Here is a 16,128-nt window from a genome sequence, read left to right on the forward strand (position 1 = left end):
ACGATGACAGACACCCTCAAACGCCGGATCGGTCTGCCTTTGCTGACGGCCTATGGCGTGGGGGTGATGGTGGGCGCAGGCATTTACGTGCTGACCGGCGCGGCGGCGGGGGCTGCGGGCATGTGGGCGCCGCTTGCCTTTCTTCTGGCCGGACTTGTGGCGGTTCCTACCGCGCTGACCTTCTCGGAACTCAGCGCGCGTGTCCCAGAAGCGGCGGGCGACAGTTCATATATCGAGGTCGGGCTGAACCTTCATTGGCTTGCCGTGGCGGTGGGGGCCGTCAATATCATCGCGGGCACCGTTGCCGCAGCGGCGGTTTTGCGCGGCGGGGTCGGGTATCTTTTGTCGATCGTCGATATTCCCTTCACGCTTGCGGTTGTCGGCATCGGGGTTGGCTTGACGCTGATCGCTTTCATCGGCGTGCTGGAAAGCCTGGCCTTTGCGGCGCTGATGACGGTGATCGAGGTGGTGGGCCTGTGCCTTGTCGTCTGGGCCGGGTTTTCTGCGCCGCCCGTGACCGACTGGAGCATGCCACTCCCCCAGATCGAATGGACCGGGCTGATCGCCGCCACGATCTTTGGGTTCTTTGCCTTCATCGGCTTTGACGACATGGTCAATATCGCCGAGGAAACCCGCGAACCCCAGCGCGCCATGCCGCGCGCGATCCTGCTGGCCCTGGCGATCACCGCCGTGCTTTACGTGCTTGTGTCGCTGGCGGCAGTGCGGGCCGTCCCGCGTGAGGTTCTTGCTACGTCCGAGCAGCCGCTTGCGCTGGTCTGGCAGATCGGCACCGGCACCAGCGGCGCGTTTCTGGCCGCCATCGCCGTGGCCGCAGCGCTGAACGGGGTTCTGGCGCAGATCGTGATGGCCTCGCGCGTGTTCTTCGGACTGGCCAAACGCTCACCAGTGCTGCGGCCTTTCCGTCATACTGCCAAGCGGTTTGGCACGCCGATCCTGGGCACCCTGCTTGTGGGCGGCTGCGTGATCCTGTCGTCCCTGACCTTGCCCGTCGCCACGCTGGCCGAGATTACGACACAGGCGCTTTTGATCGTTTTTACCGTCGTCAATATCGCGCTGATTGGCTTGAAGCGGAAAGAGCCGGAAACCCCCTTCCGCGTGCCGGATTACGTCCCCTGGCTGGGCGCCATCGCATCGCTTGGAACGCTGGCCGCTTCCGTGATCGGAGGGTTGGTATGAGCTTTTCCGTTGCCCTGTCGATCTTCTGGGTCATCGCCTCGACCATCGTGGCCTTTCTGCCGATGCGGCGCCAATATCTGCCGGGGGGAATCCTGTTGATCCTCGCCCCCGTGGTGATCCTGTTTCTGGGCTATCAACATGGCTGGCTGTGGTCGGTCCCGGCCTTGCTTGCCTTTTTGTCCATGTACCGAAATCCCCTGCGTTATCTCTGGAAGAAGTGGCGCGGACATCCTGTGGAGAGGCCGGAATGACCCTTTCTCTGACCCTTGCGGCCGCCTGGGCCGTTCTGGCCAATGTGCTGGCCATGCTCCCCAGCCGGGACAACCATTGGAGGCGGGCCTATATGCTGATCGCCATCGGCGTGCCGATCCTTGGCTATGTCACCTATGAGAACGGGCCGTGGATCGGATTGCTGGTTCTGCTGGCGGGCATGTCCCTGCTGCGCTGGCCCGTGATCTATGCCGCCCGCTGGATCGGCCGCACCTTTGGTGGGCGCACGCCATAGGCGGGCTTCGCTTTCCGGTTCGGCCCTGCTAGGAAGTTTGCATGAATATCATGGTCTATGTCCTGCCGCTGGTATGTGCGGCAATCGGTTTTTATCTTTCCACTCAGCTTGGCCTGCGCGGGCGTATCCGGCCTGTTGGTGTCATGGTCCTTGTGTCGGCGGGTCTGTTCTGGCTCTGTATCGAGCTGGGTCAAGGCTCGACCGGCTGGGACGGGATCGGCTATGTCATTCTGGCGCTGTTCGTGGTCGTGCCTTTTGCCATCGGGCTGATTTTCGGCCTGATTTTCGGGCTGCTGCGCAGGCGCAGGGCGAAGGCGGCCCATGACTGACACGGCCATGCCGGCGGTGCGCGGGCGCCTGACCCAAAACCGCAGTCTGGCCGATCTGACCTGGCTGCGCGTGGGCGGGCCTGCGGATTGGCTGTTCCAGCCTGCCGATCCCGAGGATCTGCAGGATTTTCTGCGCGCCTTGCGCGGCGATACCCCGGTGTTTCCCATGGGCGTCGGATCGAACCTGATCGTGCGCGACGGGGGGCTGCGTGCTGTGGTGATCCGCCTGGGCCGCGGCTTCAACACGATCACGGTTGACGGCGACACGGTGACCTGCGGGGCCGCGGTACTGGATGCGCATGTGGCGCGCAAGGCCGCCGATCATGGTATCGACCTGACTTTCCTGCGCACCATCCCCGGTGCCATTGGTGGGGCGGTTCGCATGAATGCGGGCTGCTATGGCAGCTATATGGCCGATGTGTTCGTCTCGGCCCGTGCGGTGACACGCGCGGGCGAGGTGATCACGCTTCGCCCTGATGATCTGAATTTCCAGTACCGCCAGACCGATCTGGCCCCCGACACCGTGATTTTCGAGGTCACGCTGCGCGGCCCCACAGGTGATCCGCAGGCCTTGCACGCCCGCATGGAAGACCAGCTTGCCAAGCGCGACGCGACCCAGCCCACGAAGGACCGCAGCGCGGGTTCGACCTTTCGCAACCCTGCCGGTTTCAGTTCCACCGGGAGGGCGGACGATGTCCATGACCTCAAGGCCTGGAAGGTGATTGACGAGGCCGGATTGCGCGGCCACAGCCGCGGCGGCGCGCAGATGAGCGAGAAACATTCCAACTTCATGATCAACATCGGCACCGCCACCGCCGCCGATCTGGAAGGATTGGGCGAAGAGGTGCGAAAAAAGGTTTACGATTCCAGTGGGATCACGCTAGAATGGGAAATCATGCGTGTCGGCGAACCGGCACCGGAAAAAGATCCCGGGCAGGGCGATAAACAGGCATAAAAACACGCGCCGCTGATCCGGATAACAAGGGCCAAAAAGGCCCAGGGCATTGAGGCGGTTCACGTGGGGCAATCAAGCAGTACCCCCAAGGTTGCAGTATTGATGGGTGGCGCGTCGGCGGAGCGCGAGGTTTCGCTGTCGACAGGTCACGAATGCACGGTCGCGTTGCGCGCCGAAGGCTATGAGGTCGTGCAAATCGACGCGGGCGCGGATGTGTTCAGCCGCCTGATGGAGGCCGAGCCCGACGTCGTCTTCAACGCGCTGCATGGCCGCTGGGGCGAAGATGGCTGCGTGCAGGGGATCCTGGAATGGATGGGGCTGCCTTACACCAATTCGGGCGTTCTGGCCTCGGCCCTGGCGATGGACAAGGAACGCTCCAAGGCTGCATTCCGCGCGGCCGGCCTACCCGTTGTTGACAGCGTTCTGGCCTCGAAAGAGGCGGTGCGCGCGGCCCATGTGATGGAACCGCCCTATGTGGTGAAGCCCAACAATGAAGGCTCCTCTGTTGGGGTCTATCTGGTGCAGGAGGGGGCGAACGCGCCGCCGCAGCTGTCAGATGACATGCCCGACATCGTCATGGTCGAAACCTATGCCCCGGGGCGTGAGTTGACGACGACAGTGATGGGGTACCGCGCGCTGACGGTGACCGATATCATCACCGAGGGCTGGTACGATTACGACGCCAAATACAAACCCGGCGGGTCGCGCCATGTGCTGCCCGCAGACATCCCGTCGGAAATTTTCGACGCCTGTCTGGATTATGCTCTGCGCGCCCATAACGCGCTAGGCTGCCGTGGTGTGTCGCGCACCGATTTTCGTTGGGATGAAAACCGGGGTCTGGATGGGCTGATCCTTTTGGAAACCAACACGCAGCCGGGCCTGACACCGACCTCTCTGGTTCCCGAGCAGGCCGAATATTGTGGTATCAATTTCGGCGCCTTGTGCCGTTGGATGGTGGAGGACGCCTCATGCGACCGCTGAAATCCGACGCGACCCGGCCTGATCCTGCGCCCTCGCGGCTGAGCTACCGGATGCAGCGCTGGCTGCTGACGCCGGGTGTGAAACTGCTCTTGCGCGCAGGCATCCCCTTTGCCTTGGTCTTTGGCGGGGTCACCGGATACATGGCGGATGAAGAGCGGCGCGATGCCTTCAACATGGCGCTCGTGGACATGCGCAACTCGATCGAACAGCGGCCTGAATTCATGGTCAACCTGATGGCTGTCGATGGTGCGGGCACCTCGGTCGCGAGCGACATCCGGGAAATCGTGCCGATTGATTTCCCCGTCAGCTCGTTCGATCTGGATCTGGAAGAGATCCGCCAGACCATCGTGGGTCTGGACCCGGTCAAGGAAGCCAGCGTGCGCATCCGCCCCGGTGGGATCCTGCAGATCGACGTGATCGAACGCATTCCCGCCCTTGTCTGGCGCACCCGCGAGGGGATCGAGCTTTTGGACGACACAGGCGCGCATGTGGGCTTCATCTCCTCGCGCGCCGAATATCCCGACCTGCCGCTGATCGCGGGTGAGGGGGCGGACAAACACGTGGCCCAGGCCGAACGCCTGTTTGCAGCCGCCAAGCCGCTGGGTGACCGGATGCGCGGGCTGGTGCGCGTGGGCGAACGCCGCTGGGATGTGGTTCTGGACCGCGACCAGCGCATCCTTCTGCCCGTCGACCGCCCCGTGCAGGCGCTGGAGCGGGTGATCGAACTGAGCGAAGTGGACGACATGCTGGAGCGCGATGTCACCGTCATCGACATGCGCCTGTCCCAGCGCCCCACCTTGCGGATGAGCCAGGACGCCGTGCAGGACTGGTGGGCCATCCGGCAAATCAACGGGATCGGCCAATGATCCCGACCGAACAATAATAAAGACCATGGGCAGATAAGAACATGACCGACCTCTATACCTCCCAAAGGGCCATGCGGCAGATGCGCAAACAGGCGCTGCAACGCGGTGTTGTCGCTATTCTGGATGTGGGCAGTTCCAAGATCGCCTGTCTTGTGCTGCGTTTTGACGGCACCGGCCGTCTGGGCGATGACGGGGAAATCGGATCGCTTGCCGGCCAATCGGGCTTCCGCGTGGTGGGCGCCGCCACGACCCGGTCGCGCGGGGTGCAGTTCGGCGAAGTCACCGCCATGCAGGAAACCGAACGCGCCATTCGCACCGCCCTGCAGGCGGCGCAGAAGATGGCCAATATCCGGGTCGATCACGTGATCGCGTGTTTCTCGGGGGCCGAGCCGCGTTCCTACGGGCTGGACGCGCAGATCGAGGTCGAGGATCAGGTGGTCAGCGAACAGGACATCGCCCGCGTGCTGGCGGCCTGCGATGTGCCGGAATATGGTGCGGGGCGCGAGGTGCTGCATGCGCAACCGGTGAATTTCGCCCTGGATCATCGCTCGGGCCTGTCTGATCCGCGTGGGCAGATCGGGTCGGACCTGTCGGTGGATATGCATATGCTGACCGTCGATGCGACGGCGATCCAGAACCTGATCTATTGCATCAAGCGTTGCGATCTGGAACTGGCGGGGATTGCGTCCTCGGCCTATGTGTCGGGGATCGCGGCACTGGTCGAGGACGAGCAGGAACTGGGCGCGGCCTGTATCGACCTGGGCGGCGGGTCGACCGGCGTGTCGATCTTCATGAAGAAACACATGATCTATGCCGATGCGGTGCGTATGGGCGGCGATCACATCACCGGCGATATCTCGATGGGGCTGGGCGTGCCCATGTCCAAGGCCGAATGGATCAAGACCATGCATGGCGGTGTGCACGCCACCGGCATGGATGACCGCGAAATGATCGAGATCGGCGGAGAGACCGGCGATTGGGAACATGACCGCCGCACCGCCTCGCGCGCGGAACTGATCGGGATCATGCGGCCACGCGTCGAGGAAATTCTGGAAGAGGTGCGCGCGCGCCTGGACGCGGCGGGTTTTGACCACATGCCGTCCCAGCAAATCGTGCTGACCGGAGGCGGCAGCCAGATCCCGGGCCTTGATATGCTGGCCAGCCGCATTCTGGGACAGCAGGTGCGCCTGGGCCGTCCGCTGCGCGTGCATGGCCTGCCGCAGGCGGCCACCGGGCCGGGCTTTGCCAGCGCGGTGGGTCTCAGCCTTTTTGCGGCCTGTCCGCAAGACGAATGGTGGGATTTCGAAGTGCCGGTCGACCGCTATCCGGCGCGCAGCCTGAAGCGCGCGGTGAAGTGGTTCCGGGACAACTGGTGAGAGAGAGGGTGGGGCAGGGGCGCGCCAGCTTTTCGCCCGCGCAATGAACCCGATCAAATGGCACCTGACGGCCCAGTTTCCGGGTGACGCCCCGCCGACGAATCTGTTAACCTTTTTACATGGGGCGAAGATCCCAAGGGCAGGGCGAGCAGTCTACCCACATGACCGATGATTCTTTCTGTCTCGTACGGCAACGCGTGCGAGTTCGTCTCTTGTGCGTCTATATCTACGCAAGTGCCAGTCAAAACCGGCAAGATTTTGCCCATATGTAAAGATGCCGGGGGTCAGCCCCCAGAAATCCCCATATTTTGGGGTTTTTCCGCGTTTTTTGCGTGACGTTGCCGGGATGCACCAGTAGGATTAGCCCCGGATAGGCAAGAAAAACCCCGCCACAGCGCGGGCAGCAGAACAGGCGGAACGTCACATGACATTGAATCTCTCGATGCCCGGTCAAGAAGAGCTGAAACCCAGGATCACCGTGTTTGGTGTTGGCGGTGCCGGTGGGAACGCGGTTAACAACATGATCGAAAAGCAGCTCGATGGTGTTGATTTTGTCACTGCAAACACCGACGCACAGGCGCTGCAGCAATCGCTGGCCCAGTCGAAGATCCAGATGGGCGTGAAAGTCACCGAAGGTCTGGGCGCAGGCGCACGGGCGACCGTGGGGGCCGCTGCCGCCGAAGAAAGCATCGAACAGATCGTCGACCATCTGGCCGGGTCGCATATGTGTTTCATCACCGCCGGGATGGGCGGTGGTACCGGCACCGGCGCGGCGCCGATCATCGCACAGGCGGCGCGTGAATTGGGCGTGCTGACCGTGGGTGTTGTGACCAAGCCCTTCCAGTTCGAAGGCGTCAAGCGCATGCGTCAGGCCGAAGACGGTGTCGAGGCGCTGCAAAAGGTGGTCGATACGCTGATCATCATTCCCAACCAGAACCTGTTCCGCCTTGCCAACGAAAAGACCACCTTTACCGAAGCCTTCTCGATGGCCGATGACGTGCTTTACCAGGGTGTGAAGGGCGTGACTGACCTGATGGTCCGTCCGGGCCTGATCAACCTTGATTTCGCCGATGTCCGCGCCGTGATGGACGAGATGGGCAAAGCCATGATGGGCACAGGCGAAGCCGATGGCGAAGATCGCGCCATTCAGGCGGCTGAAAAAGCCATCGCCAACCCGCTTCTGGACGAGATTTCCCTGCGTGGCGCGAAAGGCGTGCTGATCAACATCACCGGCAGCCACGATCTGACGCTGTTCGAACTGGACGAAGCCGCCAACCGCATTCGCGAAGAGGTGGATCCCGAAGCGAACATCATCGTGGGCTCGACCCTCGACACCGCGATGGAAGGCATGATGCGCGTCAGCGTTGTCGCCACCGGCATCGACGCGAGCGAAGTGCATTCAGACATTCCAGTGCCGCGCCGGTCGCTCTCCAAGCCGCTGGTCACCCCGCAAGTGGCCGAGGAAGAGGCCGTGGCCGAAGAAGAGCCGCTTGAGCTGAATGAGCCCGTCGCCGCCGAGATGTCGGAGGAGCCGGAACCCTCTCTCTTCCCCGGCATGGATGTGGAGCAGGTGGCCGCTCAGGATCTGGGCGAAGACATCTTCGATGACGCGGAAGAAGATGACGGCCTGCCGCCGCCTGCCTATCAACCCGTGGCCGAAGCCCCGGCAGAACCTGCCTATGCCGAACCGGCAGAAGATCCTGCCGCCAGCTTTGTTGCTCCCCGCGCCCCGGCACCCGGCACACCCTCGCCCGAGGCTTTGGAACGGTTGCGCGCCGCCGCCCAGCGGACCCAACCGGCAGCGCCGGCGGCCCGTTCAGAACCTGCCGCCCCTGCGGAAAAACGCGGCTTTGGCATCAACTCGCTGATCAACCGCATGACCGGTCACGCTGCCGACACCCCGGCCCAGCCGCAGCGCCAGCAGCCTGTCATGCGTCAGTCCGCGCCCCAGGCCGGCGCCGCCGCGCAACCCAGCGAGGCACAGGATCCCGATCAGGAACGCATCGAGATTCCCGCGTTTCTGCGTCGTCAGGCGAACTAATTTCAGTCACGATTACTGCAAAAAGGGCCGCCAGCGCGCGGCCCTTTTTCTTTAGAAAACAATAGCTTGAAATCGTTTGGGCAGTGTTTCGCCGAACTGTTACAAATACATTTCACTCCGTTACAAAGAGTGAGTTGAGCCTGCGCCAACACCGCTTTAACCACATACCTACGTCGCCTAAGTAGAGCGGCATGGCGAAACAACCTACAGGCACATCGTGCAAAATACGCTGAAACATCCCGTGACTTTCACGTCCGTCGGCCTGCATTCGGGTCGTCCTGCGCGTATGGTCATCCGGCCTGCTTCGGCCGAGCACGGCATCTGGTTTCGCCGGACCGATATCGTTGGCCGCGACAACCTGATCTCAGCTGTTTGGAACGCGGCCGAACACTCCGCGCTTTGCACCAAGCTGGTGAACGCCGCGGGCGTGTCGGTCTCGACCGTGGAACATGTGATGGCCGCCTTGGCCGGCTGCGGCGTACATAATGCGCTGATCGACGTGGATGGCCCCGAGGTACCGATCCTTGACGGGTCCGCGGCACCTTTCGTGCGTGGCATCATGGCGCGTGGCCTGCAACGGCTGACAGCGCCCGTCCGCGCAATAGAAGTCCTTAAAGAGGTGCGCGTCGAACGCGATGGCGCCGTCGCCTCCATCGCGCCATCCGATACGCTGAAGATCGACTTCCATATCGATTTCGAAGATGCCGCCATCGGTCGTCAGAGCAAGATGCTGGTGATGAACAACGGCGCCTTCGCCCGTGAACTGTGCGACAGCCGCACCTTCTGCCGGCAGGCCGATATTGACGCGATGCACGCCAATGGTCTGGCCCTTGGCGGCGCACCCGGCGTGAACGCCGTGGTCTTTGACGGTAATCTGGTCACCAGCCCCGGCGGCCTGCGCCACCGCGACGAACCCGTCCGCCACAAGATGCTGGATGCGCTGGGCGATCTGGCATTGGCAGGGGGGCCGATCCTGGGCCATTACACCGGTATCCGCGCCGGCCATACGCTGACAAACATGCTGTTGCGCACGCTGTTTGCCACACCGGGCGCCGCACGCATGATCGTCTGCAGCCCCGAACAGACCGCGCGTCTGCCGGGTGTCGGTCTGCACTGGGCTGAAATTCCCGAAGTTGCCTGATCGCAGGCCGGTTCAAACAGCCACACAAGCTTCCGACTTGGTAACTAAAGCATTTTGCACCTGAAATGAATGTGCTAGACCAGCCTGAAAGAAGGGCGATGAGCCAAAGACTAGGCGGTAGGGTATGGCGCGCAAGACAGGCAAAGCAGCGATGTACAAGGTGATCCGTTGGTGTGCGGCCATGGGCCTTGTCGCGACACTGGCGGCCTGCGGCGGAGGCGGGTTGTTCGGCGGGCCTTCTGTGGACCGCGATGAAAGCCTTGAAGCCTTCACGCCACAACAGATCTTCGAGCGCGGCGAATATGAACTGGATCGCGGGCGCACGGATGATGCGGCCTGGTATTTCTCGGAAATCGAACGGCTCTATCCGTATTCGTCCTGGGCGCGCCGCGCGCTGATCATGCAGGCCTATGCCTATCACACGGGCCGCGATTACCCCAATTCCCGCTCGGCCGCGCAGCGATACATCGATTTCTATCCGGCGGATGAAGACGCGGCTTATGCGCAATATCTTCTGGCGCTCAGCTATTATGATCAGATCGACGAGGTGGGCCGCGACCAGGGGCTGACCTTTCAGGCGCTGCAGGCCCTGCGCGGTGTGATCGAACGCTATCCGGACAGCCAGTATGCCGACAGTGCGATCCTGAAATTCGATCTGGCCTTCGACCATCTGGCGGGCAAGGAAATGGAGATCGGCCGTTATTATCTGCGCCGCGACCATTATGCCGCCGCGATCAACCGCTTCCGCGTCGTGGTAGAGGATTTCCAGACCACATCCCACACGCCCGAGGCGCTGCACCGCCTGGTGGAAGCCTATCTGTCGCTGGGTCTGACGGACGAAGCGCAGACCGCGGGCGCGATCCTGGGCTTCAACTATCAATCCACCGACTGGTACGAGGACAGCTATCGCCTGCTGACCGGACGCGGGCTTGAGCCGCGCGCGTTGGGCAATAACTGGCTGTCGGCGATCTATCGTCAAACGATCAAGGGCGAATGGTTGTAGCATTTGGTGCGTGTCACCACGCATCCCACAGGTGAGCGATGCTGCGAGCGCTTGAAATCAGGGACATGCTGATCATTGACCGGCTGGAGCTTGAGCTGCAGCCGGGTCTCAACGTGCTGACCGGAGAGACCGGTGCAGGCAAGTCCATCCTTCTGGATTCGCTGGGTTTCGTGCTGGGCTGGCGGGGCCGGGCTGAACTTGTCCGTCAGGGCGCCGATCAGGGTGAGGTCGTGGCCGTCTTCGATCTGGGCGAGGGACATCCGGCACGCGCCATCCTGGACGAGGCCGGGCTGCCGTCGGGCGACGAACTGATCCTGCGCCGGATCAATACGGCTGACGGGCGCAAGACCGCCTGGATCAATGATCGCCGCGCCAGCGGGGACGTGCTGCGTGCGCTGTCGGATGTGCTGATCGAACTGCATGGCCAGCATGATGACCGGGGGCTTCTGAACCCGCGCGGCCATCGTCTGCTTCTGGATGAATTCGGGGGGTATGACGACCTTGTGAACGGGGTCAAAACCGCGTGGGCCGACATGGCAGAGGCGAGCAAGGCCCTGAAAGCGTTGGAAGAACAGGTCGCCGCCGCGCGCGCTGAAGAAGATTTTCTGCGCCACTCGGTGAAGGAACTCGACACGCTCAACCCCGAACCGGGGGAGGAAGCCACCCTCGACACCCGCCGCCGCATGATGCAAGCCGCCGAAAAGATCCGCGACGACATTGCCCGCGCGCATCAGCTTCTGGGGATTGAAGGCGGTGAAGGCGCGCTCAGCGACGCTGCCCGCTGGCTGGAAGGGGTGGCCGATCAGGCCGGCGAGGCGCTGGATGAACCCATTGCGGCCTTGTCCCGCGCCCTTGTGGAATTGGGAGAGGCGCAATCCGGCGTGGAACGGGTGCTGGAAAGCCTTGATTTCAATCCGGCCGAGCTGGAAGAGGCCGAAGAACGCCTCTTTGCCATACGCGCGCTGGCCCGCAAACATGGCGTGGCCCCTGACGATCTGGGCGATTTCGCGGAAGACCTGCGCGGGCGGCTTGCAGCCCTTGACGCGGGGGAGGCCGGTTTGGGCACGCGGGCAAAGGCGCTCAAGGCGGCGGAGGCAGCTTATGACGCCGCCGCGACGGCGCTGACCCAGGCCCGTCAAGCCGCGGCGCAAAAGCTGGACAAGGCGGTGATGGCGGAACTCGCGCCCCTGAAAATGGATCGCGCCGTGTTCGAAACACAGATCGCGCCCACCGATCCCGGCCCCGAAGGGCGCGATGCGGTCACTTTTACCGTGGCCACCAACCCGGGCGCGCCAGCCGGGCCGCTTAACAAGATCGCTTCGGGCGGGGAACTCAGCCGGTTTCTTCTTGCGCTGAAGGTCTGTCTGACCGGCACCGACAGCGGCCGCACCCTGATCTTTGACGAGATCGACCGCGGTGTGGGCGGGGCCACCGCCGATGCCGTGGGCCGGCGCCTTGCGTCGCTGGCGGGGCAGGGACAGGTTCTGGTCGTCACCCATTCCCCCCAGGTGGCTGCGCGCGGCGCACATCACTGGCGGGTGGAAAAACAGGTCCGCGATGGCGCGACCCTGTCTACCGTGACCCCGCTGCCCGAAACCGCCCGCGTGGACGAGATTGCGCGGATGCTGGCAGGCGACACCGTCACGGACGAGGCGCGCGCCGCCGCCCGTGCGCTTCTGGATGCATAAAGCACGTCTCTCATCTTATTGAGCATGAACGGGCTTTTCTGTCCGGCCTCTCTGTCCTAGACAGGGATGAACCCTGGCCAAAGGCAGGTCGATGGCCCGCGAACGCTCACTTCTGTCTCAACAGCTGGATCAGGCCGTCAGCGCCTGCAAGGAAGGCTGGCGCGTGCTGCGCCTGCGCGGGCCGTCTCAGGTGCAGTTCTGGTTCATTGCGCTGGCCATCGGGATCGCGGCTGGCTTTGCTGCGCTTTTGTTCCGCAAAGGGATCGAGGCGCTACAGGCTTGGCTGTACAGGTCAGACGATATCCAGATGATCCACACCCATGCGGAATCGTTGCCCTGGTACATGATCCTTCTGATCCCCGTTGTGGGCGGGCTGATCGTGGGGCTGATCCTGCACCGTTTCACGCCGGATGGCCGCGTCCGGTCGGTGGCGGATGTGATCGAAGGGGCCGCATTGCATGATGGCCGGGTGGAAACGCGGGCCGGGTTGGCCTCGGCCGTCGCATCGCTCATCACGCTCAGCTCTGGCGGGTCTTCGGGCCGGGAAGGGCCGGTGGTCCACCTGGCAGGTGTGCTCTCGACGAAAGTCTCCCGCTGGATCAAGGCCGATGGCATCACCGGGCGCGACCTTCTGGGGTGTGCGGTGGCCGCGGCTGTCTCGGCCAGCTTCAACGCGCCCATCGCCGGGGCGCTCTTCGCGCTTGAGGTGGTGCTGCGCCATTTCGCCGTGCACGCCTTTGCCCCCATCGCCATCGCCTCGGTTGCGGGCACTGTGATCAACCGGTTGGAGTTCGGTGATATCACCGAATTTTCCCTGCAGCAAAACGGCGCGCTGCAATTCTATGTCGAACTGCCCGCCTTCATGCTTCTTGGCCTGATCTCCGGCCTTGTTGCCGTGGCGCTGATGAAATCCATCTTCTTTGCCGAAGACTTCGCAGATCACATCCAAAGCCGTACGGGCCTGCCGCGCTGGCTCAGGCCGGCCATTGCAGGGCTTCTGCTGGGTGCGTTGGCGATATGGTTTCCCCATATCATTGGCGTCGGATATGAGACGACCACACGCGCCCTTGCAGGCGGGCTCTTGCTGCACGAGGTCATTGTTTTTGCGATCCTCAAGGTCATCGCCGTCGCGATCACCATTGCGGGCCGGATGGGCGGTGGGGTTTTCTCGCCCTCGCTGATGCTCGGTGCGCTGACGGGGCTGGGCTTTGGGCTGATCGCCACCTCGGTCTTTCCTGACGTGTCAGGCTCTTACACCCTCTACGCGCTTGCGGGCACCGGTGCGGTTGCGGCGGCTGTGCTGGGTGCGCCGATTTCCACCACGCTGATCGTGTTTGAACTGACCGGCGACTGGCAGACCGGGCTTGCGGTGATGGTGTCAGTGTCGCTTTCGACCGCGCTTGCCTCCCGCCTCGTGGACAGGTCCTTCTTCCTAAGTCAGCTGGAACGGCGCGGAATTCACCTGGCCGCGGGACCACAGGCGTATCTGCTGGCGATGTTCAGGGTCTCTTCTGTCATGCGCGAGTTGGAGCATCAGCGTGCAGCCCCCGTATCGGAATGCTGGGACATGATTGCCGAGGGCATCTATATCGACGCCTCTGCCACGCTTGAGGCCGCAATGCCCGTCTTTGACCGCATGTCGGTGTCCTTCATCCCGGTTGTGACGCTGACCGGGGAGAACGCAGCGCCCGAGTTGCAGGGCGCGTTGTTCCAGGTCGATGCGCTGAAGGCTTATAACCGGGCTCTGGCCGCGACGGCTGCGGAAGAACACTCCTAGGCCCGCAGCGCAGGTGTGAAGATTGACCGCCTGCGCGTCAGACCCGTTCCACGGTCACCCGATCGCCCACATAGAAGGCCAGATGATCCTTGATGGCCGCCACGGACTCCTTCGGATCTTCATAGCTCCACACCGCGTTCTCGATCGTGCCGGATTTGTTCACGATCGAAAAATAGCTGGCATCCCCCTTGTGCGGGCAATGAGTTGTCTTTTCGGTGCGATCCAGAAAGGCCATCGCAATATCGCCGCGCGGAAAATAGATCACCGGAGGATAGTCGCCCTCGCTCAGTTCCAGCGCATTGGCGCTTTCACCCAACACGGCCCCACCAGACCGCACGGTCCAGACACCTTCTGCCTTGCGAATGCGAATATGGTCAGCCATTCCCGGCCCTCCTCCTCAGATCTTCAAATTCATCTGCCCGAACAAAGCGACACAGGTGTAACACGCAAAGCGCCTGTCACACGCGCAAAAGTCAGATCGGGGCAGAAGCCGCATCCAACCACATCTGCGCCGCCTTGCCCAGACGTGAGTGCAGTTTTTCCCGCACCTCGGCGTGATATCTGTTCAGCCAGGCCAGCTCCTCGCGGCTCATCATATCGGGCAGGATCAGGCGCCGGTCCAGCGGCACGAATGTCAGCGTGCGCCAGGACAGCATGGGCCGATGCGCATCGCCGCCCATGGGCACTTCGACCTCTTCCACCACGATCAGGTTTTCCAGCCGGATGCCGAAGGCCCCCTCACGGTAGTACCCCGGCTCGTTCGACAGGATCATGCCCGGCTCCAGAGGCACCTGGCTGACCCGGCTCAACCGTTGGGGGCCTTCATGCACGTTCAGATAGGTGCCAACACCATGGCCCAGGCCATGGTCGAAATCCTGATGCGCCAACCAAAGCGGCATGCGCCCTGCCATTTCGATGTCGCGGCCCGCCAGCCCCTTGGGCCAGATCAGGCGCGACATGGCAATCATGCCCTGCAACACGCGGGTATAGCAGGCTTTTTCCTCGTCCCCCACATCGCCGATGGCAATGGTCCGGGTGATATCGGTGGTGCCGTCCAGATATTGTCCGCCACTGTCCAGAACCAGCAGATGACCGTTTTCCAGCACGCTGTCGGTCTCTTCGGTCACCCGGTAATGCATGATCGCCCCATTGGGCCCGGTGCCCGAGATCGTATCGAACGAGATATCCTGCAGCGCATTATCCTTGCGCCGCAGTTCCTCCAGCTTCTTGACCACCGAAATCTCGGTCAGGCTGCCGGGTGTCTGATCGTCAAGCCAGGCCAAAAGTTCGATCATCGCGACCGCATCGCGCAGATGCGCCTCTGCCGTACCGGCAATCTCGACCGGGTTCTTGCGCGCCTTGGGCAGGGCGCATGGGTCGCGGCCCAGAACCGGCTCGGCGCAGGCCTCGAAGAGGGCATAGGGTACAGTTTCACTTGCCAGAAGCACACGGCCCTTCAAAGCGCGTACGGTCTCCTCTAGCGCGTCAGGCTCGGCCTGCTGCACCGCGTCACCCAGATGATCCCCCAGATCAGTCAGCTTTTCCGGATGGGTAAACAGATCGACCCGCCCATCTGCATGGAGAATGGCAAAGCATTGCATGACCGGGTTCCGCTCAACATCCGCGCCGCGGATATTCAGCAGCCACATGATACTGTCGGGAAGGGTGATCACCGCCGCCGCCAGACCCTGCTGGCGCAGGTCTTGGGCCAGGCGCACGCGTTTGTCCTCATGCGCCTCGCCCGCGAATTCCAGCGGATGCACCTTGGCGGGTTCCATGGGCGGGGCAGGCTGATCCTCCCAGATGCGGTCCACGAGGTTGTCCGCCACGGGCACCAGCTCGATCCCGCTGCCATCCAGAGCATCGCGCGCCTGCGCCACCTGGCTTTGTGACATCAGCCAGGGATCAAACCCGATCCGGGCCGCGCCATCGAACTGGTCTTTCAGCCAATCGGCCAGCGTGGTCTCGGGCCAGGGCACAGGCGTGAAGTGATCCAGATCGACCTGAGCCTTCACCTGCGTGCGATAGCGCCCGTCGATGAACACCCCCGCCTTTTCAGCCAGCGCCACGCAAAACCCGGCCGATCCGGTAAAGCCCGTCAGCCACGCCAGCCGCGCATCGCGTGCAGCCACATATTCTCCCTGATGGGCATCCGCACGGGGCACGATGAAACCATCCAACCCCTCCGCTTCCATTTCCTCGCGCAACGCGGCCAAACGCGGCGGACCCTGATCGGGGCGCGCGGTGACGTCGAATGTCTGAAACATGA

General features: G+C 62.9%; 15 protein-coding genes. 13 read left to right on the plus strand and 2 right to left on the minus strand.

From position 1 onward, the window contains the following. Nucleotides 1-3: 3 nt before the first annotated feature. The 13 genes from TR61_RS02735 (at nucleotide 4) to TR61_RS02795 (ending at nucleotide 13,859) form a co-directional block, all read left to right on the plus strand. Nucleotides 4-1,197, plus strand: coding sequence for an APC family permease (locus tag TR61_RS02735; protein WP_050928020.1), 1,194 nt, complete (start codon nucleotides 4-6; stop codon nucleotides 1,195-1,197). Further along, on the plus strand, nucleotides 1,194-1,448 hold the full coding sequence (locus TR61_RS02740; protein WP_050928021.1) for a DUF2484 family protein: 255 nt from the start codon (nucleotides 1,194-1,196) through the stop codon (nucleotides 1,446-1,448). The genes TR61_RS02735 and TR61_RS02740 overlap by 4 nt, the downstream gene beginning before the upstream one ends. Then, a complete protein-coding gene (locus TR61_RS02745) occupies nucleotides 1,445-1,702 on the plus strand; it encodes a DUF2484 family protein (RefSeq protein ID WP_050928022.1) in 258 nt (85 codons plus the stop codon). The genes TR61_RS02740 and TR61_RS02745 overlap by 4 nt, the downstream gene beginning before the upstream one ends. 41 nt (nucleotides 1,703-1,743) lie before the next feature. Continuing rightward, on the plus strand, nucleotides 1,744-2,031 hold the full coding sequence (locus tag TR61_RS02750) for a hypothetical protein (RefSeq protein WP_050928023.1): 288 nt from the start codon (nucleotides 1,744-1,746) through the stop codon (nucleotides 2,029-2,031). Beyond that, entirely contained in the window at nucleotides 2,024-2,986 is a 963-nt protein-coding gene (gene murB, locus TR61_RS02755) for a UDP-N-acetylmuramate dehydrogenase (RefSeq protein ID WP_050928024.1), read from the plus strand. The genes TR61_RS02750 and murB overlap by 8 nt, the downstream gene beginning before the upstream one ends. Before the next feature lie 102 nt (nucleotides 2,987-3,088). Then, complete coding sequence (locus TR61_RS02760) at nucleotides 3,089-3,967, plus strand: D-alanine--D-alanine ligase (RefSeq protein WP_050928025.1); 879 nt, start codon at nucleotides 3,089-3,091, stop codon at nucleotides 3,965-3,967. Then, nucleotides 3,955-4,833, plus strand: coding sequence for a cell division protein FtsQ/DivIB (locus TR61_RS02765; protein WP_050928026.1), 879 nt, complete (start codon nucleotides 3,955-3,957; stop codon nucleotides 4,831-4,833). The genes TR61_RS02760 and TR61_RS02765 overlap by 13 nt, the downstream gene beginning before the upstream one ends. A 41-nt stretch (nucleotides 4,834-4,874) precedes the next feature. Next, on the plus strand, nucleotides 4,875-6,209 hold the full coding sequence (ftsA, locus tag TR61_RS02770) for a cell division protein FtsA (protein ID WP_050928027.1): 1,335 nt from the start codon (nucleotides 4,875-4,877) through the stop codon (nucleotides 6,207-6,209). Between the two features lie 424 nt (nucleotides 6,210-6,633). Beyond that, nucleotides 6,634-8,250, plus strand: coding sequence for a cell division protein FtsZ (gene ftsZ / locus TR61_RS02775; RefSeq protein ID WP_050928028.1), 1,617 nt, complete (start codon nucleotides 6,634-6,636; stop codon nucleotides 8,248-8,250). 217 nt (nucleotides 8,251-8,467) lie between these two features. Further along, on the plus strand, nucleotides 8,468-9,391 hold the full coding sequence (gene lpxC / locus TR61_RS02780) for a UDP-3-O-acyl-N-acetylglucosamine deacetylase (protein WP_050928029.1): 924 nt from the start codon (nucleotides 8,468-8,470) through the stop codon (nucleotides 9,389-9,391). Nucleotides 9,392-9,542: 151 nt separating this feature from the next. Continuing rightward, nucleotides 9,543-10,394 carry an outer membrane protein assembly factor BamD gene (locus TR61_RS02785; protein WP_050928127.1) on the plus strand — a complete coding sequence of 284 codons (852 nt, stop codon included), beginning with the start codon at nucleotides 9,543-9,545 and terminating at the stop codon, nucleotides 10,392-10,394. A gap of 38 nt (nucleotides 10,395-10,432) precedes the next feature. Further along, complete coding sequence (recN, locus tag TR61_RS02790; RefSeq protein WP_050928030.1) at nucleotides 10,433-12,082, plus strand: DNA repair protein RecN; 1,650 nt, start codon at nucleotides 10,433-10,435, stop codon at nucleotides 12,080-12,082. Between the two features lie 91 nt (nucleotides 12,083-12,173). Further along, nucleotides 12,174-13,859, plus strand: coding sequence for a chloride channel protein (locus tag TR61_RS02795; protein WP_050928031.1), 1,686 nt, complete (start codon nucleotides 12,174-12,176; stop codon nucleotides 13,857-13,859). Nucleotides 13,860-13,896: 37 nt separating this feature from the next. On the opposite strand, the gene TR61_RS02800 is transcribed toward TR61_RS02795, so the two are convergent. Together TR61_RS02800 and TR61_RS02805 are read right to left on the minus strand one after the other, a co-directional pair. Further along, nucleotides 13,897-14,241: a DUF427 domain-containing protein gene (locus TR61_RS02800; RefSeq protein ID WP_050928032.1), complete on the minus strand. Its 345-nt coding sequence runs from the start codon at nucleotides 14,239-14,241 to the stop codon at nucleotides 13,897-13,899. A 91-nt stretch (nucleotides 14,242-14,332) separates the two neighbouring features. Then, nucleotides 14,333-16,126 carry an aminopeptidase P family protein gene (locus TR61_RS02805; protein WP_050928033.1) on the minus strand — a complete coding sequence of 598 codons (1,794 nt, stop codon included), beginning with the start codon at nucleotides 16,124-16,126 and terminating at the stop codon, nucleotides 14,333-14,335. Between the last annotated feature and the right edge of the window lie 2 nt (nucleotides 16,127-16,128).

The organism is Aestuariivita boseongensis (genome assembly GCF_001262635.1).
Lineage (GTDB): Bacteria > Pseudomonadota > Alphaproteobacteria > Rhodobacterales > Rhodobacteraceae > Aestuariivita > Aestuariivita boseongensis.

Excerpts from the sequence above, each read along its gene's own strand:
- TR61_RS02735 (WP_050928020.1), top strand. The coding sequence starts at position 4 with ATGACAGACACCCTCAAACGCCGGATCGGTCTGCCTTTGCTGACGGCC.
- TR61_RS02740 (WP_050928021.1), top strand. The coding sequence starts at position 1,194 with ATGAGCTTTTCCGTTGCCCTGTCGATCTTCTGGGTCATCGCCTCGACC.
- TR61_RS02745 (WP_050928022.1), top strand. The coding sequence starts at position 1,445 with ATGACCCTTTCTCTGACCCTTGCGGCCGCCTGGGCCGTTCTGGCCAAT.
- TR61_RS02750 (WP_050928023.1), top strand. The coding sequence starts at position 1,744 with ATGAATATCATGGTCTATGTCCTGCCGCTGGTATGTGCGGCAATCGGT.
- murB (WP_050928024.1), top strand. The coding sequence starts at position 2,024 with ATGACTGACACGGCCATGCCGGCGGTGCGCGGGCGCCTGACCCAAAAC.
- TR61_RS02760 (WP_050928025.1), top strand. The coding sequence starts at position 3,089 with ATGGGTGGCGCGTCGGCGGAGCGCGAGGTTTCGCTGTCGACAGGTCAC.
- TR61_RS02765 (WP_050928026.1), top strand. The coding sequence starts at position 3,955 with ATGCGACCGCTGAAATCCGACGCGACCCGGCCTGATCCTGCGCCCTCG.
- ftsA (WP_050928027.1), top strand. The coding sequence starts at position 4,875 with ATGACCGACCTCTATACCTCCCAAAGGGCCATGCGGCAGATGCGCAAA.
- ftsZ (WP_050928028.1), top strand. The coding sequence starts at position 6,634 with ATGACATTGAATCTCTCGATGCCCGGTCAAGAAGAGCTGAAACCCAGG.
- TR61_RS02785 (WP_050928127.1), top strand. The coding sequence starts at position 9,543 with ATGTACAAGGTGATCCGTTGGTGTGCGGCCATGGGCCTTGTCGCGACA.
- recN (WP_050928030.1), top strand. The coding sequence starts at position 10,433 with ATGCTGCGAGCGCTTGAAATCAGGGACATGCTGATCATTGACCGGCTG.
- TR61_RS02795 (WP_050928031.1), top strand. The coding sequence starts at position 12,174 with ATGGCCCGCGAACGCTCACTTCTGTCTCAACAGCTGGATCAGGCCGTC.
- TR61_RS02800 (WP_050928032.1), bottom strand. The coding sequence starts at position 14,241 with ATGGCTGACCATATTCGCATTCGCAAGGCAGAAGGTGTCTGGACCGTG.
- TR61_RS02805 (WP_050928033.1), bottom strand. The coding sequence starts at position 16,126 with ATGTTTCAGACATTCGACGTCACCGCGCGCCCCGATCAGGGTCCGCCG.